This window comes from Streptomyces glaucus (assembly GCF_039533365.1).
Taxonomy (GTDB): domain Bacteria; phylum Actinomycetota; class Actinomycetes; order Streptomycetales; family Streptomycetaceae; genus Streptomyces; species Streptomyces glaucus.
In genome coordinates, this window is record NZ_BAAATK010000067.1 from 1 (window position 1) to 24,971 (window position 24,971).

Below are 24,971 nucleotides of genomic sequence, written 5' to 3' on the forward strand. Positions count from 1 at the left end.
CGCCCCGGCGCCTCGTCCTCCCGCACCGGCCCGGCCCCGGCGTCGCCGCCGAGCCGCCCGGGCACCGCCCGCGCGGCGCCCTCCCCGGCGGCCCCGCCGCCGTCGAGCCGGGACAGCGCCGCACCGGCCAGCAGGAACAGCCGGGAGCCCTCCGGCGAGAACACCGCGGGCGTCCTCGGCCGCTCCTCGGCGGCCCCGGCGGCGCCCTTCGCCCGTCGCTCCGGCGCCGCCTCCAGCTCCCGCGCCGGAGCGGCGGACCCGGTCTCCAGCAGCCGACGCCCCTCCAGGGCGCTCGCCCGCTCGGTCTCCGCCGTGGCGTACCGCCGCAGCAGCGCCGCGTGCTCGTTGCGCAGGCCCTGCAGCTCCGCGCGCTTGGCCCGCAGCCGCTGCTCCAGCTTGGCGCGCAGCTCGCGCGCCTCCTCCAGGTCCGCCTCCAGTTCGGCGACCCGCTCCTCATGGCGCCACTCGTCGCTCGCCCGCGCGCGCGTCAGCTCGGCTACGCGTTTGCCCGCCTGCGTGTCCCAGCGGCGCATGACGACCGCGCCGCCGACCGCGGTCGCCGCGGCGGCGGCGGCCAGCGACCGGAGCGCCGTCGGCTCCGAGAACACCCAGGGGCCGAAAGCGCAGACGAGGGAGACGCCTGCGATCGCCGACGGAGGCAACAGCCTGTGCAAGGGTGGGGAATGGCGGTGACGTCCACGTGGCATGGCCAGAAACTTACCGCGCGTAGGCGAATCTTGGCGCCCCGCCCAGTAAAAACACAGCCATCCCAGAAGTGTTCACACGGCATCAGAAACAACCGAGCCCGAAATAAACAAGATCATTTCCACTGGGCGCCGATCCGCCCGCTCATCCGCCGCGGCGCCGCCGGAATCCCCCGCCGCCGGGCGCCGAAGTGATGACCACCGCTTTTCGCGGCGAGCGGGAAGATCCGCACCGGCCTCACGGCCTTCACGCGCTTTATGGACTTCGGCGCGCCCCGGCCGCCGGACCCCCGTCTTTGCCGCCGGCGACGCGCCGGGACGTGTCCGGAACCGGCCGGTGCCGGGAGCACCGCGGCGGCGGGAACGGACCCGCGGGGGACGCCCCGGAACGGCGCGGGGCGGCCGCCCGGAACCTCACCGGCCCGGGACGCCCCGGCCCCCGGCTCCTCCGCCCGGCCCCTTCGAAAAGGCCGCCCCGCCCCGGGGCCCCGGCCCCGCCCCCCGAGGCCCCGGTTCGGGCGCACCCCGCGTACCGGTACGGACCCCGCGTACCGGTACAGCCCGCCCGGCCCCCCGGCCGCCCCTGGGCCTACGCTGAACACATGAGCAATCAGACCGGCCGCCGCCACGTGGCGGGCCTTCCCGCATGGGACCGCTGCGCGGTCATGGGGGTCGTGAACGTGACCCCCGACTCCTTCTCCGACGGCGGCCGCTGGTTCGACACGACGGCCGCCGTCAAGCACGGCCTCGCCCTGGTCGACGAGGGCGCCGACCTGGTCGACGTCGGCGGCGAGTCCACCCGCCCCGGCGCCACCCGCGTCGACGAGGCCGAGGAACTCCGGCGCGTCGTCCCCGTCGTCCGCGGTCTCGCCGCCGAGGGCGTCACGATCTCCGTCGACACCATGCGCGCCTCCGTCGCCGAACAGGCGCTCGCGGCCGGCGCCGCCCTCGTCAACGACGTCAGCGGCGGCCTCGCCGACCCCCGGATGATCCCGGTCGTCGCGGACGCCGGCGCCCCCTTCGTCGTCATGCACTGGCGCGGCTTCCTCCAGGGCGGCAACGTCAGGGGCGTCTACTCCGACGTCGTCACCGAGGTCGTCGACGAGCTGCGGGCACGCGTGGAGGCCGTCGTGGCGGGCGGCATCGCCGCCGACCGCGTCGTCGTCGACCCCGGCCTCGGCTTCTCCAAGGACGCCCGGCACGACCTCGAACTCCTCGCCCACCTCGACCGTCTGCTCGGCCTCGGCCGTCCGCTGCTCGTCGCCGCCTCCCGCAAGCGGTTCCTCGGCCGCGTCCTCGCCGGGCCGGAGGCCGCCCCGCCGCCCGCCCGGGAACGGGACGCGGCCACCGCCGCCGTGTCCGCGCTCGCGGCGCACGCCGGCGCGTGGGCGGTCCGTGTGCACGAGGTCCGCGCGACGGCCGACGCCGTACGGGTCGCACACGCCGTCGCGGAGACGCGCGCCGCGAGCGCGGGCGACGGAGCAGAAGGAGCCCGGTGAGCGCTCCCCACACCGACGTCGAGCAGGTCGAGGCCGCCAACACGGCCTTCTACGAGGCGGTGGAGCGCGGCGACTTCGAGGAGCTGTCCGCGCTCTGGCTCACCCCGTCCGACCTGGGCGTCGACGAGACGTACCACGACCCGGCGGACACCGGCGTGATCTCCTGCGTGCACCCCGGCTGGCCCGTCCTCACCGGCCGCGGCGAGGTCCTGAGGTCGTACGCGCTGATCATGGCGAACACCGACTACATCCAGTTCTTCCTCACCGACGTGCACGTCTCCGTCACCGGCGACACCGCCCTCGTGACCTGTACCGAGAACATCCTCAGCGGCGGTCCCGCCCCCGAGGGCGACGAGGAGCTCGGCCCCCTCGTGGGCCAGCTCGTGGTCGCCACCAACGTGTTCCGGCGCACGCCCTCCGGCTGGAAACTCTGGGCGCACCACGCCTCGCCCGTTCTGGCCGAAACCGACGAGGAGGAGGACGACGGCTCCTCCGCATAAGTGGGTAGTCGGCCCGCAGGAGAGGAAGAGCGAGGGCCCGCGGGGCCGGGAGGCGGCGGAAGGAGAAGTGGTGGGAATCACCCGGCGCGGGGCCGGGCCGCCCACCGGCCCGTGATCCCCCGGGTTCCCCGGGGAGAACACGCGGTGAATCCTCCCCGTCCCGGCCCGGTGCCGCGCCGCCGCGGCCCGGAACCGTCCGGACCCGCGGGTAGATTCGACATGACCGGCGTACCGCCCGCACCGGTGCGCACCGGCCGGAACCGACGACAGCAGGAGTGATGCGCGTGGATCGTGTCGCGCTGCGCGGCCTGAAGGCCCGCGGGCACCACGGTGTGTTCCCCAAGGAGCGCGAGGAGGGCCAGACCTTCGTCGTGGACCTCGTCCTCGGCCTGGACACCCGGCCGGCCGCGGCCGACGACGACCTGGCGAAGACCGTGCACTACGGCATCGTGGCCGAGGAGGTCGTGGCCGTCGTCGAGGGCGAGCCCGTCAACCTGATCGAGACGCTCGCCGAACGCATCGCCCAGGTCTGCCTCAAGCACGAAGGGGTCCGGGAGGTCGAGGTCTGCGTCCACAAGCCGGACGCGCCGATCACCGTCCCCTTCGACGATGTGACCGTCACCATCACCCGGAGCCGAGCATGACCGCGTTCTCCGCCGGGGGCCCCAGCGACCCGACCGTACAGCCGGTACCCGCCTCCGTCACCGAGAAGGTCGACGCCGCCGACACCACCCTGCACAACCCGCGGCCGGCGGTGATCTCCCTCGGCTCCAACCTCGGCAACCGTCTGGAGACCCTCCAGGGCGCCGTCGACGCCCTGGAGGACACCCCCGGCGTGCGCGTCAAGGCGGTCTCCCCCGTGTACGAGACGGAGCCGTGGGGCGTGGAGCCCGGGAGCCAGCCGTCGTACTTCAACGCCGTGGTGCTGCTGAAGACCACCCTGCCCCCGTCCTCGCTCCTGGAGCGCGCCCACGCGATCGAGGAGGCCTTCCGCCGGGTCCGGGACGAACGCTGGGGCCCGCGCACCCTCGACATCGACATCGTCGCCTACGCCGACGTCGTCTCCGACGACCCGCGGCTCACCCTGCCCCACCCGCGCGCCCACGAACGCGCCTTCGTCCTCGCCCCCTGGCACGATCTGGAGCCCGGCGCCCTGCTGCCCGGCCGCGGCGCGGTCGCCGACCTGCTCGACGCGGTCACCCGCGAGGGCGTCACGCCACGCGGCGACCTGGAACTCCGGCTCCCCGAGTAGTCGTTAAGGTCGAGACGACCGCAGCCCGGGCATCCGGGCATCCAGGGATCCGAAGGGACACCGTGAGAGAGCTGCGCATCAGGGTGCTGGCCGGAGTCTTCGTCGTCGCCGGAATCCTGTCCTGGGCGGGCGCCCGCCTGTGGAACTCGATCGGGACCCTCCCGAGCGTCCCCCTGGCCGCCCCCGTCGTGCTGGCGCTGATCGCCGTGGTCCTGCTGGCGACGGCGCTCTCACTGCGCGCCCGCCTCAGGGCCCAGCGCGAGCGCCGGCCCGGCGCCAAGGGCGTCGATCCTCTGATGGCCGCCCGCGCGGTCGTCTTCGGCCAGGCCAGCGCCCTGGTCGCCGCCCTGGTCGCGGGCATGTACGGCGGCACGGGCGTCTTCCTCCTGGAGTCCCTCGACATCCCGGCCCGCCGCGACCAGGCGATCTACGCCGGCTTCTCGGTCCTGGCCGGCATCGCGGTCATAGCGGCCGCCCTCTTCCTGGAGCGCGTCTGCAGGCTCCCGGAGGACGACGAGCACGACGGGGCGGGAGCGGCGCCCGCGGCCTGACGGTCCTCTTTCCCCCGGGCGCGGCGACCGCCGCCCGGCGGGAAGGGGACGAGGACCGCGGCGGACACCGCCGGCCGCCGGGTCAGCGCGCCAGTATCAGGCTCATCGCCTCGGCACGGGTCGTGGCGTCGCGGAGCTGGCCGCGCACGGCCGACGTCGTGGTCTTGGCGCCCGGCTTGCGGATCCCGCGCACCGACATGCACATGTGCTCGGCCTCGATGACCACGATCACGCCCCGGGCCTCGAGGATCCGCATCAGGGAGTCGGCTATCTGCGTGGTGAGCCGTTCCTGCACCTGCAGCCGGCGGGCGAACACCTCGACCAGCCGCGCCAGCTTCGACAGCCCCGTGATCTTGCCGGTCTCCGCCGGGATGTACCCGACGTGGGCCACGCCGTGGAACGGCAGCATGTGGTGCTCGCACAGGCTCACGATCTCGATGTCCTTGACCAGGACCATCTCGTCGTGGCCGAGGTCGAACGTCGTGGTCAGGACCTCCTCGGGCGTCTGCCCGAGTCCGGCCAGGAGTTCCCGATAGGCCCGTGCCACCCGCGCCGGGGTCTCCCGCAGGCCCTCGCGGTCGGGGTCCTCGCCGACCGCGATCAGCAGTTCGCGTACGGCGTTCTCGGCGCGCTTCTCGTCGAACTCGCCGATCGGCGCCTCGGCGTCCAGCGTCACGGGGTCGGTCATGTGCGGTGCCTCGTTCCTGTGTGTCTGACGTGCGGGCATACGGAGATGCCGCGTCCCCCAGGCTAGAACCTGGGGGACGCGGCATCCATTCCGGTCCCGGCGGGGCCGGCGGGAGAGCCCCGGTCAGCTCTCGGGGCGGTTCTCCGGGGCTCGCTCCGGCGCCGGGGAGGCCTCCGCCGTGGTGCTCTTGGCGGTGGTGATCGCCGGCGTCGCGCCGTTGGCGCCGTTCGTCAGGGCCAGCTCCTTCGGGGAGAGCACCGGCGGACGGGTGGACGGCGTGCGGCGCGAGGAACCGGTCCAGGCGGGCCGCGGCGGACGCTTGACGACCGGGGCGAAGATCTCGGCGATCTCCTCCTTGCCCAGGGTCTCCTTCTCCAGGAGGGCCAGGACGAGGTTGTCCAGGACGTCGCGGTTCTCGACCAGAATCTCCCAGGCCTCGTTGTGCGCGGTCTCGATGAGCTTCTTGACCTCTTCGTCGACGAGCGCCGCGACCTCTTCCGAGTAGTCGCGCTGGTGGGCCATCTCACGTCCGAGGAACGGCTCGGTGTTGTCGCCGCCGAACTTGATCGCGCCGAGCCGCTCGGTCATGCCGTACTGCGTGACCATCGCGCGGGCCAGGTTGGTGGCCTTCTCGATGTCGTTGGCGGCGCCCGTGGTCGGGTCGTGGAAGACGAGCTCCTCGGCCGCGCGGCCGCCCAGCATGTAGGCGAGCTGGTCCAGCATCTCGTTGCGCGTGGTCGAGTACTTGTCCTCGTCCGGCAGGACCATCGTGTAGCCGAGGGCGCGGCCGCGGGACAGGATCGTGATCTTGTGGACGGGGTCGGAGTTCGGCGAGGCCGCCGCGACCAGGGCGTGGCCGCCCTCGTGGTACGCAGTGATCTTCTTCTCCTTGTCCGACATGATCCGGGTCCGCTTCTGCGGGCCCGCGACGACGCGGTCGATCGCCTCGTCCAGCATCTTGTTGTCGATCAGCTTCTGGTCGCTGCGGGCCGTCAGCAGGGCGGCCTCGTTCAGGACGTTGGCGAGATCGGCACCGGTCATGCCGGGCGTACGGCGGGCGACGGCGGACAGGTCGACGTCGGGGGCGACCGGCTTGCCCTTCTGGTGGACCTTGAGGATCTCCAGCCGGCCCTGCATGTCGGGACGGTCGACGGCGATCTGACGGTCGAAGCGGCCGGGGCGCAGCAGGGCCGGGTCGAGGATGTCGGGCCGGTTGGTGGCGGCGATGAGGATCACGCCGCCCTTGACGTCGAAGCCGTCCATCTCGACGAGCAGCTGGTTCAGGGTCTGCTCGCGCTCGTCGTGACCACCGCCGAGGCCGGCGCCGCGGTGGCGGCCGACGGCGTCGATCTCGTCGACGAAGACGATCGCCGGGGCGTTGGCCTTGGCCTGCTCGAACAGGTCGCGGACCCGGGAGGCGCCGACACCGACGAACATCTCGACGAAGTCGGAACCGGAGATCGAGTAGAAGGGGACGCCGGCCTCGCCCGCGACGGCACGCGCGAGCAGGGTCTTGCCGGTGCCGGGCGGCCCGTACAGCAGGACACCCTTGGGGATCTTGGCGCCGACGGCCTGGAACTTGGCCGGCTCCTGGAGGAACTCCTTGATCTCCTGGAGCTCCTCGACGGCCTCGTCCGCGCCCGCGACGTCGGAGAACGTCGTCTTCGGGGTGTCCTTGGTGATGAGCTTCGCCTTGGACTTGCCGAAGTTCATGACGCGGGAGCCGCCGCCCTGCATCTGGTTCATCAGGAACAGGAAGACGACCACGATCAGGACGAAGGGCAGCAGGGAGAGCAGAATGCCGACGAACGGGTTCTGCTTGGACGGCGAGACGGTGTAGCCGTCCGGGATCTGCTTGTCCTGGTACTTGTTCTGCAGGGTGTTGGCGATGTCCACGCCCTGGTCGCCGATGTAGCTCGCCTGGATCTTCGAGCTGCCCTCGACCTTCTCACCGTCCTTGAGCTGGACCTTGATGGTCTGCTCGTCGCCGGTGGTCAGCTTGGCCGACTCGACCCTGTTCTGGTTGATCGCCTGGACGACCTGGCCCGTGTCCACCGTCTTGTAGCCGCCGGACGAGCCGACGACCTGCATCAACACGACCACGGCAAGGACGGCCAGCACGATCCACATGACCGGCCCACGGAAGTATCGCTTCACGTCCATCCATACGGAGCGGTGCCGCCCCGTCCCTCCTGCCATAGTGAGTTTGATAAAGGCTGTTCTTCGGACGGTACCCCAGCATTGTCACCTGAAGCCGCACAGGACGGCTGGCGATCCCGTCTACGCATGCTCCAACGGCGCAGAGCCCGCCAGGGTTCCCGATCTCCGCCGCGGAGCCCCGCCGCGGGGCTCAGCCGCCGTAGACGTGGGGCGCGAGCGTACCGACGAACGGCAGGTTGCGGTACTTCTCGGCGTAGTCGAGGCCGTAGCCGACGACGAACTCGTTGGGGATGTCGAACCCGACCCATTCCACGTCGATGGCGACCTTGGCGGCCTCGGGCTTGCGCAGCAGCGTGCACACCTTGAGGGAGGCGGGCTCGCGCGAGCCGAGGTTGGAGATCAGCCAGGACAGGGTCAGGCCGGAGTCGATGATGTCCTCGACGATGAGGACGTGCTTGCCCTTGATGTCGGTGTCGAGGTCCTTGAGGATCCGCACCACACCGGAGGACTGGGTGCCCGCCCCGTACGAGGATACGGCCATCCAGTCCATGGTGACGGGGGTGGACAGCGCCCGGGCGAGGTCGGCCATGACCATCACCGCGCCCTTGAGGACGCCGACCAGCAGCAGGTCCTCGCCCTCGTACTCCGCGTCGATCTTCGCGGCCAGCTCGGTCAGCTTGGCGTCGATCTCTTCCTTGGTGATGAGCACCTGCTGGAGGTCGGCACCCATGTCTTTCGCGTCCACCCGCATCACTTTCGGTCGTCCCGCATGTCGTGGCCCGTGCGCCTGGGGGACGTCCGCGCCGCTGCCGGCGGTGCCGGGCCCGGCGGCCCGCGCGCGTCCCGGTCGGCGGCGTGTCCCTTCGGCTCACTCGCGGCCGGTCCGGCGCCACGGCGGCCCGCTCGCGCGGGCCGGTGGGAGCGTCCGGAGTCAGCCTTGCCGAATCACCAGTCTGCCACCCTGCCGCCGGGCGACGACTCTGCCGGGGAGGTTGATGGCCCCCTGGCCGCGCCAGGCGGTGATCAGCCGGTCGACTTCCTCGATGTGCCGGGCGAAGAGCGAGCCGGCCGGGGCGCCGGCCTCGATGGCGGCGCGGCGCAGGACGCGGCGGCGCACGGCGGGCGGGAGGGCGCGGAGCTTGGCGCACTCCAGGAGACCGGCGGCGTCGCGGACGGTCTCCTCGGCCTGGCGGGCCCAGGTGTCGAGGGCGTCGGCGTCGTCGCGGGAGAGCTGGGCCGTACGGGCGAGGGCCTCGACGACGCCCTTGCCGAGGGCCTTCTCCAGGGCGGGCAGGCCCTCGTGGCGCAGGCGGGAGCGGGTGTACGCCGGGTCGCTGTTGTGGGGGTCGTCCCAGACGGGGAGGGACTGGGCCATGCAGGCCCTGCGGGCGGTCTGCCGGTCGAGCTGGAGGAAGGGGCGGCGGTACCGGCCGCCGGCCCCCGAGACCGCGGCCATGCCGGACAGGGAGCGGATGCCGGAGCCGCGGGCGAGGCCCAGCAGGACGGTCTCGGCCTGGTCGTCGCGGGTGTGGCCGAGCAGGACGGCGGCGGCGCCGTGGCGCACGGCCGCGGCGTCGAGCGCGGCGTAGCGGGCGTCGCGGGCGGCGGCCTCGGGGCCGCCGGAGCGGCCGACGGTCACCCGGACGGACTCGACGGGGTCGAGGCCGAGGTCGCGCAGGCGCTGGACGACCTCCTCGGCGCGCGCGCCGGAGCCGGCCTGCAGCTGGTGGTCGACGGTGACGCCGCCGGCGCGGACGCCGAGTCTGGGGGCCTCGAAGGCGAGGGCGGAGGCGAGCGCCATGGAGTCGGCCCCGCCGGAGCAGGCGACGAGCACGAGCGGGGAGGGGGGGCGCTCGTGCGGGGTCGGGGGGGTCTGGTCGGTGAGGATGTCGTGGAGGACGCGGCGGACCGCCAGGCGTATCGCCGCGACCGCGGGATGGGGACCCATGTCCGGTTCCCTTCATGAAGTTTTCAGGGATGTGAGCCCGAGGTTGGTCACTCAGAGTGTGTAGATGGTGACAGAAACGGGCCGTTCCCCGAGCATTGCACGCCTACCCATGCCTCACGGTCCCTCGGACGGGTGATTGAGGGGGCGTTCGCCTGCCGGCGACCGGATTCGCTTCACGACCTCTTCACGGCGTGCCCGGCTCGGGCCTGCGGTGCACCCGCGTGACCCAGTCCGCCGGTTTGGCGATCTCCGCCTTGGTGGGGAGGGTGTTGGGGGAGGTCCACACGCGGTTGAAGCCGTCCATCCCGACCTCGTCGACGACCGCGCGGACGAAGCGCTCGCCGTCGCGGTACTGCCGGAGCTTGGCGTCCAGGCCGAGCAGCTTGCGCAGGGCCAGGTCCAGCCGGGAGGCGCCCTTGGCGCGGCGCTGCTGGAACTTCTCGCGGATCTCCGCGACGGACGGCACGACGTCCGGGCCGACCCCGTCCATGACGTAGTCGGCGTGGCCCTCCAGGAGGGACATCACGGCGGTGAGGCGGCCGAGGATCTCCCGCTGGGCGGGCGTCTGCACCAGTTCGACCAGGGACCGCCCGCTGTCGCCCTCCTCGCCCTCGGGCCGGCCGCCGACGAGGGCCTGGGCCGCGTCCCGGAGGCGTTCCAGGACGGTCATGGGGTCGACGTCGGTCTCCGCCAGGAACGACTGGATCTCGCTCTGCAGGTGGTCGCGCAGCCAGGGCACGGCCGTGAACTGCGTGCGGTGGGTCTCCTCGTGCAGGCACACCCAGAGGCGGAAGTCGTGCGGTTCGACGTCGAGTTCGCGCTCGACGTGGACGACGTTGGGGGCGACGAGCAGCAGCCGGCCGCCGCCGTTCTCGCCGGCCGGCAGTTCCCGGGTGGCCGGGGCGAAGGTCTCGTACTGGCCGAGGACGCGGGAGGAGAGGAAGGACAGCAGCACGCCGAGCTCGACGCCGGTGACCTTGCCGCCGACGGCTCCGAGGACCGCGCCGCCGGGGGTGCTGCCGCGCCGCTGCTGCATCTTGTCGAGCAGCGGTTTGAGGATCTCCCGGAACCCGGCGACGTTGGCCCGGACCCAGCCCGGCCGGTCGACGACGAGGACCGGGGTGTCGTCGGCCTCGTCGGCGCCCAGCCGGGTGAAGCCCCGGACGTGCTCCTCGGAGGCTTTCGCGTGCCGGCGCAGCTCCGCGACGACGGCCCGGGCCTCGTCGCGGCTCACCTCGGGCCCCGGCCGCACCAGCCGGGTCGCGGTCGCGACCGCGAGATTCCAGTCGACCATCTCGGGACCACCGATGCTCGTCATGTGTCAACCGTACGTGAGCCCCGCCACTCGGGGCAGGCCGTGGGGCGGCGGGCGTCAGCGGCAGCCGCACGCCGCGAGGGCCGTCGCCGTCCGGTCCAGCGCGGCCTGGGCCGCCGCCGGGTCGGTCGTGTCCGACGCCAGGAAGGCGAAGGCCAGCAGCCGGCCGTCCTGGTCGACCACCGTGCCCGCCAGGGCGTTCACGCCCGTCAGCGTGCCCGTCTTCGCCCGGACGAGGCCGGCGGCGCCGTCGGTGTAGCGGCTGGTGAGGGTGCCGGTGAAGCCGGCGACGGGCAGGCCGGTGAGGACCGGGCGCAGGCCGGGGCGGGCCGGGTCGCCGGCCGTGGCCAGCAGGTGGGTGAGGAGGCCGGCGGTGAGCCGGTCGGCGCGGTCGAGGCCGCTGCCGTCGTGGAAGGCGGAGCCCGCCAGGGGGGCGCCGAGCTTCCTCAGCTGGGCGGCGACGGCGGTCGCGACGCCGTCGAAGTCGGCGCGCTCGCCCGCCGCCAGGGCCGTCTGGCGGGCGAGCGCCTCGGCGATGTCGTTGTCGCTGTGGGTCAGCATCCGCTCGACCAGGGCGGCCAGCGGCGGTGAGGAGACGGCGGCCAGGGGCCGCGCGCGGTCCGTGGCCTTGGAGGGGCCCGGGGCGGTCGTCCTGATGCCGTGGTCCGCCAGGAAGCCGGCGAAGGCGCGGGTGGCGGCCGCCGCCGGGTCGCTCAGGCGCGGGGCCGGGCCGCTGGTGGAGTCGTCGGTGCGGGCCTCGTCGGCCATCAGGGGGGTGAGGGGGGCGAGGTTGTCGTTGACCCCGATCGGGTGTTTCTGGGAGCCGGGGTAGAGGGTGGTGTCGTACGACAGGGTCGCCTCGCGCACGCCGCGCTTCTTCAGGGCCGCGGCGGTCCGGTCGGCCAGGGTGCGCAGGCTCGCGAGGCCGTCGGCGTCCTCGCGGGCGGTGAGGGTGGGGTCGCCGCCGCCGACCAGGACGAGTTCCCCGGTGTCGGGCTCCAGGACGGTGCGGGTGGTGAGGCGGTGGCCGGGGCCCAGCGCGGAGAGGGCGGCGACGGCGGTGGCGATCTTCGTGGTGGAGGCGGGGACCAGGGCCCGGCCGGCGTCGCGGCCGTACAGGCGCCTGCCGGTGGCGACGTCCACGACGGACGCGGCGCGGCGGGTGCCGAGCGCCGGATCCGCCAGGAGGGGGTCCAGGACGTCCGCGAGGGCCTTGTCGTCCGGCGCCGTCCGCACGGCGCCGGCGGCGCCGCCCAGGCCGGCCAGGACGGCGCCCGCGCTGGGGGCGGGCCGCGGCGCGCCGGCGGCGGTGCCCGGACCGTGATCTGCGCCACCCGTGCGCTCCAGGGCCGCGGCCCGGTCCGCCTCGGCCGTACGCTGGCCCGAGGAGTCCCAGGGGCCGGTGACGGTCACCAGGCCGGCGGCGAGCGCCAGCCCGGCGGTGGCGGCGCCCGCGGTGTACTGCCAGGTCCTCGGCCCGGTGATCCACGCAGGACGCGGTGCCATGGCCCGCGCCGACCGCGCGACCCGCGGCCGGGCGGCCGCCACGGCCCCCGCGACGCGCGGCCGTACGACCCCCACGGCCCGCGACAGCCCGGGTCGTACGGCGCTCGCGATCCGCGCCACATGCGGTCCCGCGGCCCGCCAAGGCCTCAGCTCCGGCACGACCACCAGCCCCTTTCGCGATCACACTCCTGCGTGAGGGACACTTAATCACCAGAACTATGTGCTGATCATGGAGGAGCCACCGGTGGAGTTCGACGTCACGATCGAGATCCCGAAGGGTTCGCGCAACAAGTACGAGGTGGACCACGAGACCGGTCGTATCCGCCTGGACCGCCGTCTCTTCACCTCGACCGCCTACCCGACCGACTACGGCTTCGTCGAGAACACCCTCGGCGAGGACGGTGACCCGCTGGACGCGCTGGTCATCCTCGACGAGCCGACGTTCCCGGGCTGCCTGATCCGCTGCCGCGCGATCGGCATGTTCCGCATGACGGACGAGGCCGGTGGCGACGACAAGCTGCTGTGCGTGCCGGCCACGGACCCGCGCGTGGAGCACCTGCGGGACATCCACCACGTGTCCGAGTTCGACCGCCTGGAGATCCAGCACTTCTTCGAGGTGTACAAGGACCTGGAGCCCGGCAAGTCGGTCGAGGGCGCCAACTGGGTGGGCCGCGTCGACGCCGAGGCCGAGATCGAGCGGTCCTACAAGCGCTTCAAGGAGCAGGGCGGCCACTGAGGTCCCGGCAGTACCCGCGGGCCGCACGCGTGCGCGTGCGGCCCGTTCGTTTCGTCTGCGCGCATACGGAGACCTACGGACGGTGTCGTACAGAGAGCACTACGCAGTGACGGACGTGGAGGACCGCAAGCCGCAGCCGGACGAGGCGAGAAGCGCCTTCCCGCCGATGCCGCCCGCCGGGGCGGCGGGGCAGGCGCCGGCCGACTCCGAGTCGTCGGCCACGTCCGAGTTCGCGATCCCGCGGGGCCTGGCCGCCCCCCGGACCGGCACGGAGTCCGAGACGACGTCGGAGTTCGCCCTGCCCAAGGGGCTCGACGCCCCGCAGCCGCCGCAGGCGGAGCCGGAGGGGTCGGCGTTCAGCCCGCCGAGCACGTACGGCGTCCGGCAGGCCCCGCCCGCCTTCACCCCGCCGAACGGCATACCGGCGGTCAGCCTGACCAAGGACGTGCCCTGGCAGGACCGGATGCGCACGATGCTGCGCATGCCGGTGGCCGAGCGGCCCGCGCCGGAGCCGGTGCAGCGCGCGGAGGAGGGCGGCCCGGCCGTCCCGCGCGTGCTCGACCTGACGCTGCGCATCGGCGAGCTGCTGCTCGCGGGCGGCGAGGGCGCGGAGGACGTGGAGGCGGCGATGTTCGCCGTCTGCCGCTCCTACGGGCTGGACCGCTGCGAGCCGACCGTCACCTTCACACTGCTGTCGATCTCCTACCAGCCGTCGCTGGTCGACGACCCGGTGACGGCGTCGCGGACCGTGCGCCGCCGGGGCACCGACTACACGCGCCTGGCGGCCGTGTTCCGGCTGGTGGACGACCTCAGCGACCCGGAGACGCAGATCTCCCTGGAGGAGGCCTACCGGCGGCTGGCGGAGATCCGCCGCAACCGGCACCCGTACCCCACCTGGGTGCTGACCTCGGCGAGCGGGCTGCTCGCGGGCGCGGCCTCCGTGCTGGTCGGCGGTGACCTGGTGGTGTTCGTCGCGGCGGCGCTCGGCGCGATGCTCGGCGACCGGCTGGCGTGGCTGTGCGCGGGGCGCGGGCTGCCGGAGTTCTACCAGTTCACGGTGGCCGCGATGCCGCCGGCCGGGCTCGGGGTCGCGCTGACGCTGGCGCACGTGGACGTGAAGGCGTCCGCGGTCATCACCGGCGGGCTGTTCGCGCTGCTGCCGGGGCGGGCCCTGGTGGCGGGCGTGCAGGACGGTCTGACCGGTTTCTACATCACCGCCTCCGCACGGCTGCTGGAGGTCCTGTACTTCTTCGTGGGCATCGTCACCGGCGTGCTGGTGGTGCTGTACTTCGGCGTGCAGCTGGGCGCCAAGCTCAACCCCGACGTGGCCCTCGGCGTCTCCGAGCGGCCGCTGTGGCAGATCGGCGCGTCGATGCTGCTGTCGCTGACCTTCGCGGTGCTGCTCCAGCAGGAGCGCTCGACCGTGCTGTGGGTGACCCTCAACGGCGGTGTCGCGTGGGTGGTGTACGGCGCCCTGCACTACGCCGGCGGTCTCTCGGCGGTGGCCTCCACGGCGGTGGCGGCGGGCCTGGTCGGGCTGTTCGGGCAGTTGCTGTCCCGGTACCGGTTCGCGTCCGCGCTGCCGTACACCACCGCGGCGATCGGGCCGCTGCTGCCCGGTTCGGCCACCTACTTCGGGCTGCTGGCGATCGCCCGGAGCGATGTCGACGCCGGGCTGGTGTCGCTGACGAAGGCCGTGGCGCTCGCCATGGCCATCGCCATCGGGGTGAACCTCGGGTCGGAGATCTCGCGGCTGTTCCTGCGGATCGGCTCCGCGGAGAAGCGCCGGGCCGCCAAGCGGACCCGGGGATTCTGACCCCGGGCGGCGGGCCCCGCCCGGGGGGAGCGGCTCAGTACCCCTGGTTGTAGGGGTGCTGCCGGTCCTGCTGCGGTCCGCCCTGCTGCGCGTCATGGGGCTGCTGCCCGCCGTAGCCCTGGCCCTGGCCCTGGCCCTGGTGGGGGTACTGGCCGTAGTGCTGCTGGCCGTAGCCGCCGCCCTGGTGGCCGTACGGCTGCTGGGGCTGGGGCTGGTACGGCTGCTGGGGCTGGTACGGCTGCTGCGGGGACTGCGGGTGGCCCTGGCCGCCGTAGCCCTGGTTGCCGTGGCCCTGGCCGCCGTAGCCCTGGTTTCCGTGGCCCTGGCCGCCGTAGCCCTGGTTTCCGTAGCCCTGGCCGCCGTACCCCTGGTTTCCGTAGCCCTGGCCGCCGTACCCCTGGTTTCCGTAGCCCTGGTCGCCGTACCCCTGGGCGGGGCCCTGCTGGGGCTGCTGGGCGGGGGTGACGCGGCGGAGCTGGGTCGTGGCGTCGTCCGTCACCGGGAGGCCGGGGTGGGCGGCGGGGGCCTCGGCCGCGGCCCGCTTCTTGCGGGAGCGCTCACGCAGGTACTCGACGATGATCGGGACCACGGAGACGAGGACGATCAGGATGAGGATCGCCTCGACATTGGTCTTGATGAACTCGATCTGGCCGAGCCAGTAACCGGCGACGGTGACGCCGGTGCCCCAGGCGATGCCGCCGATGACGTTGAACGTGAAGAACGTGCGGTACTTCATCCGGCCGGCGCCCGCCACGATGGGGGCGAAGGTGCGCACGATCGGCACGAAGCGGGCCAGGACGATCGCCTTGGGGCCGTACTTCTCCATGAACTCGTGGGCCTTCTCCAGGTTCTCCTGCTTGAAGAGCTTGGAGTCGGGCCGGCTGAAGAGCCTCGGGCCGAAGAACTTGCCGATCATGTAGCCGACCTGGTCGCCGAGGACGGCGGCGAGCACGATCAGCGTGCACACCAGCCACAGCGGCTGGCTGATGTAGTTCCCCTCGGCCACGAACAGGCCCGCCGTGAACAACAGGGAGTCGCCGGGCAGGAACGCGAAGAGCCCGGACTCCGCGAAGACGATCAGCAGGATGCCGGGCAGGCTGAAGGTCTCGATCAGGTAGTCCGGGCTCAGCCACTCGGGGCCGAGCGCAAGGGTGGTCACGGGATTGTGGCTCCTGCTGCTGGAGGGAGACGGGCTGGGACTGGCAGCCCAAACGTATCAACGCAGCCGTGGGGTTCCAGGTTCCACCCGCCTCCGGGGTGGTGCAGGGGGTGGCGTTGGCCGTGGCCCGGGGGTGGGACCCGGGCCACGGCCAACGCTCAGGAGGTGTGCCGGGCGGCGTTCGCGAGGATCGCGTCGCGCAGGTAGGCGGCGAAGCCCGGCCGGGCCTGGTCGAGGTTCCGCGTGAAACGCTCGTCCGAGACGTACATCTCGCCCAGGCAGGTGTGCATCTCGTACCCGCAGTCGTAGTGGTGGCGGGAGATGCCCTGCCGGTGCTCCTCGGCGGCGTCCATGGCCGCCTCGGAGTCGGCGGGCTCACCGGCCTCCATCAGGGCGACGAAGCGCCGGGTGAGCTCGTCGGTCTCGGCCTGGATGCGCTGCCAGTCCTCCTTCGTGTACGAGGCGGTCCGCTCCCGGGACTGACGGTAGGCGTCGGTGTCGCCCCAGCGTTCCTGCACCTCCTCCTCGTACTGGTCGGGGTCGAAGTCACCGAAGACCTCGAACTTCTCCTCGGGCGTGAGGTTGATACCCATACTGCGTGCCTCCATGGCGTGCTCCACGGCCGCCGCCATCTTCTGCAGCTTCTCGATCCGGGCGGTCAGCAGCTCGTGCTGCCGGCGCAGGTGCTCCCGCGGGTCCGCGGCCGGGTCGTCGAGCAGGACGGCGACCTCGTCGAGCGGGAAGCCGAGCTCCCGGTAGAACAGGATCTGCTGCAGCCGGTCGAGGTCGGCGTCGCTGTAGCGCCGGTGGCCCGCGTGACTGCGCTCGCTCGGGACGAGCAGGCCGATGTCGTCGTAGTGGTGCAGGGTGCGCACCGTGACGCCGGCGAAGCCCGCGACCTGTCCTACGGAGTAGCTCACTTCCGCTCCCTTCCTCGTGCACGGTCCACGGTGCTCCCTCACGCCACGTGAGGTGCAAGCCCGGCCGCCGCCTCCCCGCCCGCCGCGCGACGCCGTGCACGCGCGCCCGCCGCGCCGTGCGCCGTACGTCTTGCGCGCCCTCGACGGTGATCGTCGTGCCGGCCGCTGGAACCTCCTGCTAGTCGGACTCGACTGAACAGGCGGCGGTATCCCCGCTCCTCCCCCTGGTCACACTTGATCAATGCGCGTCCCCGGGATGCCGCTCCCCCGTCGCGTACGGGTTCTCCTCGCCCTCCGCGAGGACGCCGACGAACGGCTCGCCCTCCCCCGCGAACGTGTAGGCCCCGCCCTCGATGCGTCCGATCAGCCCCCGGGTCCACTCGGCCTCGGCGTCGGCCGTGTGGATCCAGAGGTTCATGATCTCGCCGATGTGGCCGAGCTGTCCGGGGCCGCCCTCGGGCACGTAGTGCTCGGTGACGGCCGAGCGCCACTGTTCGATCCGCCGGATCCGCTCCTTCAGGAGGGCCACCGCCTCGTCGCGCGGCAGGTCGACGATGAAGCCGATGGCCGCCGACTTGACGTCCGTCCGCTGGTCGTAGGAGGTGAGCGCCTCGCGGACCAGCCGGAGGTACTCCGCGGTGCCCCGCTCGGTGATCTCGTACTCCACGCGCGGCGGGCCGCCCGCGGTGGACGGGGCGCTCTCGTGCGCGTGCAGCAGCCCCTGCTTCGCCATCTGCTTCAGCGCGTGGTAGACGGAGCCGGGCTTGGCGTTGGACCACTCGTGCGCGCCCCAGTACTCCAGGTCGTTGCGCACCTGGTAGCCATGGGCCCGCCCGTGCTGGCGGACGGCGCCCAGCACCAGGAGACGGATCGCTGACATGCCGCCCAGCCTAGGTCCTGCCGTTCGGGCCCTTCCCGCGTCGCGGGGCCCGGCGGGCGCGTCCGCGGCGCGTCGTCACCCGCCGCGCTCCCCCGCCCGCGGCCGCGCGCACCGGATCCCGCTCGGGCCGGCCGGGGGGCGCGGCGCCTCCCGGCCCGGTCCGGAGGACGGGACCCGACGGCGGGCCGGATCAGCTCCGGGCGCCGGCCTGCTCCCGGGCCACCAGGTCCCAGGCGGTGGCGCCGTCCAGCGACTCGCGGACGATGTCGGCGTGGCCGGCGTGCCGGGCCGTCTCGCGGATCAGGTGCAGGCACAGCCAGCGCATCGAGACCCGGCCCTCGGGCGGGAACCAGGGCCGGTCGGGCAGCGGGAAGGTGTCGTCCAGGCTCGGCACCGAGCGGATGAACGCCTCCGTCCCCGCGGCGACCTCCGCCCAGTACGCCAGCTGGGAGGCGACGGTCTCGTCGCCCACCAGCCGGAAGCACTCCTGCCAGTTCGACTCGTCCCGCGCCACCGCCGGCTCCTCGCCCCTGGCCCGGGCGATCCAGCTCTGCTCGACCTCGGCGGCGTGCTTGACCAGCCCGGCCAGGGTGAGTTCGCTGGCGCTGGGGCGGGAGTTCGCCTGCTCCTCGGTCAGCCCGAGCACCGCCCGCCGGATGCCGCCGCGCTGCTCGGCCAGGAAGGACAGCAGCGCCCCGCGCTCGTCGCCGGGTGCCTCTACGGGAACGTGGGTGACCATGACCGGCCGCCTTTCGTCGGATCGCTCCGGGAAGAGAGGTCCTCTTCCCTGACGACGACGAAGCTACGGGCCGTATGGGCCAGTTCCTGTCCTAGACGGCCCGCCGGCGGCCGGGAGATCCGGAGAGACCCGGCACGCGGCGTCAGAAGGGGAACCTGCTCCGCCCGTGCTGCACCGAGATCCACTTCAGGGTGGTGAAGGCGTCCAGCATCGCGTCGCCGTTCAGCCGGCCGATGCCGGAGTGCTTCTCGCCGCCGAAGGGGACGATCGGCTCGTCGTGCACGGTGCCGTCGTTCACGTGGAACATGCCGGTGTCGATCCGCTGGGCGAACCGCACGCCCCGCTCGACGTCGCCGGTGTGCACGGCGCCGCTCAGGCCGTACGGGGTGTCGTTGACGATGCGCACGGCCTCCTCCTCGCCGTCGAACGGGACGAGGAAGGCGACCGGGCCGAAGACCTCCTGCCTCAGCAGGGCCGAGTCGGCGGGCAGGCCCGTCAGCACGGACGGCTCGACCAGGTTGTCGGTCCGCCCGCCGCGCAGCAGGGCCGTGGCGCCCTCGGCCAGGGCCTGCTCGACGACGCCCGAGACGGCGTCCGCCTGCTGGGAGTTGATCACCGGGCCGATGACGGTCTCCGGGTCGCGCGGGTCGCCGGCCTTCAGGCCCCGGACCTTGGCGACGAACTTCTCGGTGAACTCGTCGGCGACCGCGCGGTCCACCAGGACGCGGTTGGCGGCCATGCAGACCTGGCCCTGGTGGACGTAGCGGCTGAAGACCGCCGCGTCGACCGCGTAGTCGACGTCGGCGTCGTCGAGGACCACCAGCGCGCTGTTGCCGCCCAGTTCGAGGACCGAGCGCTTGAAGTGCGCGGCGCACACGGTGGCGACGTGGCGGCCGACCTTGTCGGAGCCGGTGAAGGAGATGACCTTGGGGACCGGGTGTTCGATGAAGGCGTCGCCGATCTCCGCGATGTCGGTGACGACGACGTTGAGCAGACCGCCCGGCAGGCCCGCCTCCTCGAAGATCCTCGCGACCAGGGTGCCGCCGACGACCGGGGTGTTCTGGTGCGGCTTGAGCACCACGCCGTTGCCCAGGGCGAGCGCCGGGGCGACCGACTTCAGCGACAGCAGGAAGGGGAAGTTGAACGGGCTGATCACGCCCACGACGCCGACGGGCACGCGGTAGACGCGGTTCTCCTTGCCGTCGGCCGGGGAGGGGATGATCCGGCCCTCGGGGCGCAGCGCCAGGTGGACCGCCTCGCGCAGGAACTCCTTGGCGAGGTGGAGCTCGAAGGCGGCCTTCAGGCGGGTGCCGCCCAGCTCGGCGATGATCGCCTCGGTGATCTCGGGCTCCCGCTCCTCGACCAGCCGCAGGGCCTTCTCGAAGACCGCGCGGCGGGCGTACGGATTGGTCGCCGCCCACTCCTTCTGGGCCCGGGCGGCCGCCCGGTACGCCTCGTCGACCTCGTCGACCGTGGCTATGGTGATCGACGCCAGCTTCTCGTCGTCGTACGGGTTGAAGTCGATGATGTCCCAGGAGCCGGTACCCGGGCGCCACTCACCGTCGATGTACTGCTGCGCCAGGTCGGTGAAGTAGGACGACGACATGTGATCCCTCAATCCGTTGCGGCCGAAGCAGGCCCGGTCCGATCGCCTTCACGGTCTGATCACACGTCATCGTACTTGTGTTTCAAGAGAGTTGGAGGAGACCACGGAGAAGGTCCCGGCTCTCCGACGGCCCCGGGCTGTCCTGCTGGAGCTCCTTCATCGCCCGCTCGTACTGGGCGACGTCCTCCGGCTTGTCCAGGTACAGGGCGCTGGTGAGCTGCTCCAGGTAGACGACGTCCGACAGGTCGGACTCGGGGAAGCTGAGGATGGTGAACGCGCCGGACTCGCCGGAGTGCCCGCCGAAGCCGAACGGCATGACCTGCAGCCGGACGTTGGGGCGCTCGGACATCTCGATCAGGTGCTGGAGCTGGCCGCGCATCACCTCGCGGCCGCCGTACGGGCGGCGCAGGGCGGCCTCGTCCAGGACGATGTGGAACTCGGGCGCGTTCTCGGCGACGAGGTACTTCTGCCGCTCCAGGCGCAGCGTCACGCGCTTTTCGACGTCGGCCTCGCTCGCGCCCTTCATGCCGCGCCGGACCACCGCGCGGGCGTACTCGGGGGTCTGCAGCAGCCCGTGCACGAACTGCACCTCGTACACCCGGATCAGCGAGGCCGCGCCCTCCAGGCCCACGTAGGTGGGGAACCAGCTGGGCAGCACGTCGGAGTAACTGTGCCACCAGCCCGCGACGTTGGCCTCCCGGGCGAGGGAGAGCAGGGAGGCGCGCTCCTGCTCGTCCGTGATGCCGTAGAGCGTCAGCAGGTCCTCGACGTCCCTGGTCTTGAAGCTCACCCGGCCCAGTTCCATCCGGCTGATCTTCGATTCCGAGGCGCGGATGGAGTACCCCGCCGCCTCGCGCGTGATCCCGCGTGCCTCACGCAGTCGCCTGAGTTGCGAGCCGAGCAGCATCCGCCGCACCACCGATCCGGGCTCTCCCGCGCTCACCTTCGCTGCCTCCCCAACGTCTCCAGGGGCCGAAGTCTGCCACTAAAGCACTCCGCGTTGTACTCGTCCGGTTACGGAAACGGGATCGATCCGGCGCGGGCACGGCGCGCGAGCGGCGCGACGGACGGGGAACGGCACGAAGAGGAAAAGAAAGTGACGGAAAAATTGGCCAAGAAGCGGTACGGGCAGGTCCATTTCGGTCAGCTGCACGTGCATCTGCTCTTGCATCCGCTGTACGCATCCGAAACCATGGTCCCGCACCACCGCTGCATCGCTTCGGCCGCGAACTCCCGGGAGTGCCTCGCATGGGGACGAATGGATCGACCATGCTCCAGCCGTTACGGCAGGGCCTTCCGCCCCTGGATCCCGCGGCCGTGTCCGACCTCGCCTCCTGCGCGCTGCCCGCCCGCCACGAAGCGGTGCGCGAGGCGCGCCGGTTCACACGCGGCACGCTCGGGCGGTGGGAGGTGGGCGACCGCTTCGACGACGTGTGCCTGGTGGTCTCGGAGCTGGTGACCAACGCGCTGCGGCACGCGCTGCCGGCGCCCGCGTCCCGGCTGCCGGAGCCGGGCCCGCTCGTGCGCCTGCACCTGATGCGCTGGACCGACCGGCTGGTGTGCGCGGTGCGCGACCCCAGCCACGACAGCCCGGTCGCCCGCGACCCGGACGACTGCTCGGCGGAGTCGGGGCGGGGCCTGTTCCTCGTGGACTCCTTCAGCGACGGCTGGGGCTGGCACCCGCTGGCGGGCACGCTGAACGGAAAGGTCGTCTGGGCGCTGTTCCGCCTGTGACGCCTGTGACGCTTCCCGGAACGAACCGCGGCGCCGTGGCGTGCCGCGGTTCTACGCGCGTCACGGCCCGGGGGCGACGGCCGTGCGGGCCGATCCGGCCCGCGCCGGGGCGGATCAGCCCGCGACCAGGTGGTCGAACTCGCCGTCCTTGACCCCGAGGAGCATGGCCTCGATCTCGGCGCGGGTGTAGACGAGCGCGGGCCCGTCGGGGAAGCGGGAGTTGCGGACGGCGACGTCCCCGCCGGGCAGGCGCGCGAACTCCACGCAGGAGCCCTGCGAGTTGCTGTGCCGGCTCTTCTGCCACGCCACGCCGTGCAGCTCGGTGGCGGCGATGCCGTTGTACACGCCGGACGCGCCATGGGCGTCGGACACGTCGTACACGTCGTGGTCCACAGGTCGCTCCCCGGTGATGCACTGGCCGGCGTGGCCATGGGTGCAGTGGTCAACTGGACCGGATCATAGCCTTGTTCACGTGCATATGCAGAAGCAGATGCACGTGCACGCGGGGTGGTCCTGCGGTTACGGACGACGGCGGCGGTCGCGGTGCGGCGGCGGCTCCGCCGGTCCGTGCCCCGAAGGCCGCGGGACATGCGCGCGTGCACTGGAGGAGACGCACGGCGGAGGCTTCCTGTTCCCCGTCCGGACGGAAAGGTGCCGGGGCGGCGGCCCCGGCCCGGTCAGCGGGTGGAGTAGGGCAGCAGGGCCATCTCCCGCGCGTTCTTGATCGCCTTGGCCAGCTGCCGCTGCTGCTGCGACGTCACGCGGGTGACGCGGCGGCTGCGGATCTTGCCCCGGTCGGAGATGAACTTCCGCAGCAGGTCGGTGTCCTTGTAGTCGATGTAGGTGATCCCGGCCCGGTCCAGCGGGTTGGGGCGGTTCTTGGCGGGCTTGCGCTCGGGCTTGCGGGGCATGCGGGGTCAGACCTCCAGGAGGGTGTCGAAGGCGTGCGGCAGGTGCCGCCAGGCGTCGCGCCCGGCGGCGTACTCGGCGTCGGTCAGCAGGCAGGACTCCAGCAGGCGCAGGAGTCCGTCGCGGTCCAGGCCGGGCGAGGTGAAGACCAGGTGCTGGCAGCGGTCGCCGTGCTCGGGGTGCCAGTCCAGCGCGGCGGCGGCACGGCGCACCGGCGGGACCATCTCCCAGGCCGCGTCCGGCAGGGCGGCCAGCCAGGGTCCGGCGCCCTCCACGCACAGGGCGCCGCCGGCCGCGTCCCAGTGCAGGAGCGTGTCGGGCTTGTCGGCGAGCCAGAACCGGCCCCGGCTGCGGGCGGCGGCGCAGGTCAGGTCCTCCAGGGCGGCGTAGAGCCGCTCGGGGTGGAAGGGGCGGCGGCGGCGCCAGACCAGGGTGGACACCCCGTGCGCGTCGGCCTCGGCGGGCAGCAGGGCGCAGGCGGGGTGCTGGGCCGCCGCCGCGGCCTCCACGTCGAAGCCGGCCAGCGCCTCCCGGGCCAGGGCCGAGGGCGCGCCCGCCGGGTCACCGGGGCCGATCGGGACCTGGCGGGCCGTCGGGTGCAGCTGCCTGAGCAGTTCGCGGTCCTCGTCGTCGGCCTCCGGGGAGTCGGCGACGGCGAGGACGGGGGCGTACTCCAGCTGCCGCGCGAAGGTGTCGGCGACGGTGCGCTGGTCGGTGGCCGCGGCGGCGAGACCGGCGTCGGCGAGGTCGTCGCCGTTGCCGAGGCAGGGCAGGACGAGCGCCGGGTCGACGGCGGTGATCACGCCGGTGACGGTGAGCCCGCCGGAGGTGATCACCTCGGCCATCGCCTTGGGCTCGACCGAGTCCCACAGCTCGACCACCGCCAGCCGGGTGCCGCCCGCGTCCCGGAGACGGACCAGTTCCGGCACCAGGTCCTCACGCAGGGCGCAGCAGGCGCAGTCGTTGACCAGGGGGGTCTCGCCGGCGGCGACGACGCCGCCGGCGTCCCTGACGGTCCGTACGACCGTGCCCGCGGCGGCCGTCGCCAGGTCGTGGTGGAGCACGACACTGCCGGGCACGTCGGCGAGCAGCCGCTCGACGGCCGCCCGGCGGGCGTCGGCGTGCAGTCCGCCGACGATCACGACGGGGAGTCCGGACACCGCGCTAGCTCCGCTTCCCGTACCGGCGCTCGAAGCGCTCCACCCGGCCGGCGGTGTCCAGGACGCGGGCCGTGCCGGTGTAGAAGGGGTGGCTGACGTTCGAGATCTCCACGTCGACGACCGGGTAGGTGTGGCCGTCCTCCCACTCGATGGTCTTGTCGCTCGTCATGGTCGAGCGGGTCAGGAAGGCGTGGTTCGCGGCGCGGTCGCGGAAGACGACGGGACCGTAGGCCGGGTGGATGCCCTTGCGCATGGTCAGCGCTCCTCTCGGAAGTCGACGTGGCGGCCGGCGACCGGGTCGTACTTGCGCAGGGTCAGGCGGTCCGGGTCGTTGCGGCGGTTCTTGCGGGTCACGTAGGTGTAGCCGGTCCCGGCCGTGGACCGGAGCTTGACGACCGGGCGGAGTTCGTTGCGTGCCATGCTGCTATCTTACTGAAAATGAATTCCATTTACACAGTCGTTCCGAGAGAGGTGCATCACCCGTGTCCGCGCACTGCATGCTGACCGGCGCCCGGCCCGGCTTCGGCAACGCGATCTCCCACTCGCACCGGCGGACCTCCCGCCGCTTCGACCCGAACATCCAGACCAAGCGGTACTGGCTGCCGAGCGAGGGCCGGTACGTGCGGCTGAAGCTGAGCGCCAGGGGGATCAAGACGGTCGACACGATCGGCGTCGAGGCGGCCGTGGCCCGGATCCGCGCCCGGGGGGTGCGGGTCTGATGGCCAAGAAGAGCAAGATCGCGAAGAACGGGAAGCGGCAGGAGACCGTCGCGCGGTACGCCGCCCGCCGGGCCGAGCTGAAGGAGATCATCCGGCGGCCCTCGTCGACGGAGGCCGAGCGGCTCGCCGCGCAGCGGGAGCTGCGCCGGCAGCCGCGGGACGCGAGCGCCACCCGCGTGCGCAACCGGGACCAGGTGGACGGGCGCCCGCGCGGCTACTTCCGGGCGTTCGGGCTGTCGCGGGTGAGCCTGCGGGAACAGGCGCACGCCGGATTCCTGCCGGGGGTCCGCAAGGCTTCCTGGTAGCCTGCCGCGGCCATGGCGCCGGCCGGCCGTCCGGCTACGGCCCGGGAGCTTCGCGGCGCCTTCGGTGACCACGGCGGGCCCCGTGCCGCCCCGCGCGGGACGGCACGGCCGCGGGCGCGGATCGCGGCGGCGGCCGGGCTGGCGGGCGCGCCGGCGCCGACCGCC

28 protein-coding genes are annotated in these 24,971 nt (G+C 72.9%); 10 read left to right on the forward strand and 18 right to left on the reverse strand.

Annotated features, from left to right (window positions below):
• Positions 1 to 707: coiled-coil domain-containing protein (locus ABD363_RS29705; RefSeq protein WP_486388799.1), on the reverse strand; the 707-nt coding region annotated here is incomplete at its 3' end.
• A gap of 599 nt (positions 708 to 1,306) precedes the next feature.
• Here ABD363_RS29705 and folP point away from each other — a divergent pair.
• The 5 genes from folP to ABD363_RS29730 all read left to right on the forward strand — a co-directional run bounded on the left by folP (position 1,307) and on the right by ABD363_RS29730 (position 4,506).
• Positions 1,307 to 2,203: a dihydropteroate synthase gene (folP, locus tag ABD363_RS29710; RefSeq protein ID WP_344609141.1), complete on the forward strand. Its 897-nt coding sequence runs from the start codon at positions 1,307 to 1,309 to the stop codon at positions 2,201 to 2,203.
• Positions 2,200 to 2,703 carry a nuclear transport factor 2 family protein gene (locus ABD363_RS29715; protein WP_344609143.1) on the forward strand — a complete coding sequence of 168 codons (504 nt, stop codon included), beginning with the start codon at positions 2,200 to 2,202 and terminating at the stop codon, positions 2,701 to 2,703. The genes folP and ABD363_RS29715 overlap by 4 nt, the downstream gene beginning before the upstream one ends.
• A gap of 284 nt (positions 2,704 to 2,987) precedes the next feature.
• The gene (folB, locus tag ABD363_RS29720; RefSeq protein WP_344609145.1) at positions 2,988 to 3,347 is read left to right on the forward strand and encodes a dihydroneopterin aldolase; all 360 of its coding nucleotides are present in this window, start codon (positions 2,988 to 2,990) and stop codon (positions 3,345 to 3,347) included.
• Entirely contained in the window at positions 3,344 to 3,955 is a 612-nt protein-coding gene (gene folK / locus ABD363_RS29725; protein ID WP_344609147.1) for a 2-amino-4-hydroxy-6-hydroxymethyldihydropteridine diphosphokinase, read from the forward strand. Before folB ends, folK begins: the two co-directional genes overlap by 4 nt.
• Before the next feature lie 62 nt (positions 3,956 to 4,017).
• On the forward strand, positions 4,018 to 4,506 hold the full coding sequence (locus ABD363_RS29730; protein WP_344609149.1) for a DUF3180 domain-containing protein: 489 nt from the start codon (positions 4,018 to 4,020) through the stop codon (positions 4,504 to 4,506).
• An 82-nt stretch (positions 4,507 to 4,588) separates the two neighbouring features.
• Here the strand turns inward: ABD363_RS29730 and folE are convergent, their stop codons facing one another.
• The 6 genes from folE to dacB form a co-directional block, all read right to left on the reverse strand.
• Complete coding sequence (folE, locus tag ABD363_RS29735; RefSeq protein ID WP_344609151.1) at positions 4,589 to 5,194, reverse strand: GTP cyclohydrolase I FolE; 606 nt, start codon at positions 5,192 to 5,194, stop codon at positions 4,589 to 4,591.
• Between the two features lie 123 nt (positions 5,195 to 5,317).
• Positions 5,318 to 7,357, reverse strand: coding sequence for an ATP-dependent zinc metalloprotease FtsH (ftsH, locus tag ABD363_RS29740; RefSeq protein ID WP_344609153.1), 2,040 nt, complete (start codon positions 7,355 to 7,357; stop codon positions 5,318 to 5,320).
• 187 nt (positions 7,358 to 7,544) lie between these two features.
• Positions 7,545 to 8,105 carry a hypoxanthine phosphoribosyltransferase gene (hpt, locus tag ABD363_RS29745; RefSeq protein ID WP_344609155.1) on the reverse strand — a complete coding sequence of 187 codons (561 nt, stop codon included), beginning with the start codon at positions 8,103 to 8,105 and terminating at the stop codon, positions 7,545 to 7,547.
• Positions 8,106 to 8,285: 180 nt separating this feature from the next.
• A complete protein-coding gene (tilS, locus tag ABD363_RS29750) occupies positions 8,286 to 9,302 on the reverse strand; it encodes a tRNA lysidine(34) synthetase TilS (protein ID WP_344609157.1) in 1,017 nt (338 codons plus the stop codon).
• 184 nt (positions 9,303 to 9,486) lie between these two features.
• Complete coding sequence (locus ABD363_RS29755) at positions 9,487 to 10,620, reverse strand: zinc-dependent metalloprotease (protein WP_344609159.1); 1,134 nt, start codon at positions 10,618 to 10,620, stop codon at positions 9,487 to 9,489.
• Between the two features lie 54 nt (positions 10,621 to 10,674).
• Complete coding sequence (dacB, locus tag ABD363_RS29760; RefSeq protein WP_344609161.1) at positions 10,675 to 12,243, reverse strand: D-alanyl-D-alanine carboxypeptidase/D-alanyl-D-alanine endopeptidase; 1,569 nt, start codon at positions 12,241 to 12,243, stop codon at positions 10,675 to 10,677.
• Between the two features lie 124 nt (positions 12,244 to 12,367).
• On the opposite strand from dacB, the gene ABD363_RS29765 reads away from it, so the two are divergent.
• Together ABD363_RS29765 and ABD363_RS29770 are read left to right on the forward strand one after the other, a co-directional pair.
• Positions 12,368 to 12,859 carry an inorganic diphosphatase gene (locus ABD363_RS29765; RefSeq protein ID WP_247461842.1) on the forward strand — a complete coding sequence of 164 codons (492 nt, stop codon included), beginning with the start codon at positions 12,368 to 12,370 and terminating at the stop codon, positions 12,857 to 12,859.
• Positions 12,860 to 12,965: 106 nt separating this feature from the next.
• On the forward strand, positions 12,966 to 14,675 hold the full coding sequence (locus ABD363_RS29770; protein WP_344609193.1) for a threonine/serine exporter family protein: 1,710 nt from the start codon (positions 12,966 to 12,968) through the stop codon (positions 14,673 to 14,675).
• A gap of 34 nt (positions 14,676 to 14,709) precedes the next feature.
• Here ABD363_RS29770 and ABD363_RS29775 read toward each other — a convergent pair whose 3' ends face one another.
• The 6 genes from ABD363_RS29775 to ABD363_RS29800 form a co-directional block, all read right to left on the reverse strand.
• Positions 14,710 to 15,834: a DedA family protein gene (locus ABD363_RS29775; protein ID WP_344609163.1), complete on the reverse strand. Its 1,125-nt coding sequence runs from the start codon at positions 15,832 to 15,834 to the stop codon at positions 14,710 to 14,712.
• Between the two features lie 158 nt (positions 15,835 to 15,992).
• Positions 15,993 to 16,754, reverse strand: a complete 762-nt coding sequence (locus tag ABD363_RS29780) for a MerR family transcriptional regulator (RefSeq protein WP_344609165.1) — start codon at positions 16,752 to 16,754, stop codon at positions 15,993 to 15,995.
• A gap of 238 nt (positions 16,755 to 16,992) precedes the next feature.
• Positions 16,993 to 17,634, reverse strand: coding sequence for a PadR family transcriptional regulator (locus tag ABD363_RS29785; protein WP_344609167.1), 642 nt, complete (start codon positions 17,632 to 17,634; stop codon positions 16,993 to 16,995).
• Between the two features lie 190 nt (positions 17,635 to 17,824).
• Positions 17,825 to 18,373 carry a DinB family protein gene (locus ABD363_RS29790; RefSeq protein ID WP_344609169.1) on the reverse strand — a complete coding sequence of 183 codons (549 nt, stop codon included), beginning with the start codon at positions 18,371 to 18,373 and terminating at the stop codon, positions 17,825 to 17,827.
• Positions 18,374 to 18,515: 142 nt separating this feature from the next.
• Positions 18,516 to 19,979, reverse strand: coding sequence for an aldehyde dehydrogenase family protein (locus tag ABD363_RS29795; protein WP_344609171.1), 1,464 nt, complete (start codon positions 19,977 to 19,979; stop codon positions 18,516 to 18,518).
• Between the two features lie 82 nt (positions 19,980 to 20,061).
• Entirely contained in the window at positions 20,062 to 20,886 is an 825-nt protein-coding gene (locus ABD363_RS29800) for a helix-turn-helix domain-containing protein (protein WP_344609195.1), read from the reverse strand.
• 362 nt (positions 20,887 to 21,248) lie between these two features.
• Here ABD363_RS29800 and ABD363_RS29805 point away from each other — a divergent pair, with 362 nt between their 5' ends.
• Positions 21,249 to 21,713, forward strand: coding sequence for an ATP-binding protein (locus tag ABD363_RS29805; protein ID WP_344609173.1), 465 nt, complete (start codon positions 21,249 to 21,251; stop codon positions 21,711 to 21,713).
• A 114-nt stretch (positions 21,714 to 21,827) separates the two neighbouring features.
• Here the strand turns inward: ABD363_RS29805 and ABD363_RS29810 are convergent, their stop codons facing one another.
• The 5 genes from ABD363_RS29810 to rpmG all read right to left on the reverse strand — a co-directional run bounded on the left by ABD363_RS29810 (position 21,828) and on the right by rpmG (position 24,202).
• Positions 21,828 to 22,106 carry a DUF397 domain-containing protein gene (locus ABD363_RS29810; protein ID WP_344609175.1) on the reverse strand — a complete coding sequence of 93 codons (279 nt, stop codon included), beginning with the start codon at positions 22,104 to 22,106 and terminating at the stop codon, positions 21,828 to 21,830.
• 284 nt (positions 22,107 to 22,390) lie between these two features.
• Positions 22,391 to 22,624: a 30S ribosomal protein S18 gene (rpsR, locus tag ABD363_RS29815; RefSeq protein ID WP_344609179.1), complete on the reverse strand. Its 234-nt coding sequence runs from the start codon at positions 22,622 to 22,624 to the stop codon at positions 22,391 to 22,393.
• A gap of 6 nt (positions 22,625 to 22,630) precedes the next feature.
• Positions 22,631 to 23,782: a GTP-binding protein gene (locus ABD363_RS29820; RefSeq protein WP_344609181.1), complete on the reverse strand. Its 1,152-nt coding sequence runs from the start codon at positions 23,780 to 23,782 to the stop codon at positions 22,631 to 22,633.
• A gap of 4 nt (positions 23,783 to 23,786) precedes the next feature.
• Positions 23,787 to 24,035, reverse strand: a complete 249-nt coding sequence (locus tag ABD363_RS29825) for a type B 50S ribosomal protein L31 (protein ID WP_344609183.1) — start codon at positions 24,033 to 24,035, stop codon at positions 23,787 to 23,789.
• A gap of 2 nt (positions 24,036 to 24,037) precedes the next feature.
• A complete protein-coding gene (rpmG, locus tag ABD363_RS29830; protein WP_100568502.1) occupies positions 24,038 to 24,202 on the reverse strand; it encodes a 50S ribosomal protein L33 in 165 nt (54 codons plus the stop codon).
• Between the two features lie 62 nt (positions 24,203 to 24,264).
• Here rpmG and rpmB point away from each other — a divergent pair, with 62 nt between their 5' ends.
• Together rpmB and rpsN are read left to right on the forward strand one after the other, a co-directional pair.
• On the forward strand, positions 24,265 to 24,501 hold the full coding sequence (gene rpmB, locus ABD363_RS29835) for a 50S ribosomal protein L28 (protein ID WP_344609187.1): 237 nt from the start codon (positions 24,265 to 24,267) through the stop codon (positions 24,499 to 24,501).
• Positions 24,501 to 24,806, forward strand: a complete 306-nt coding sequence (rpsN, locus tag ABD363_RS29840; protein WP_344609189.1) for a 30S ribosomal protein S14 — start codon at positions 24,501 to 24,503, stop codon at positions 24,804 to 24,806. Before rpmB ends, rpsN begins: the two co-directional genes overlap by 1 nt.
• Positions 24,807 to 24,971: the final 165 nt, after the last annotated feature.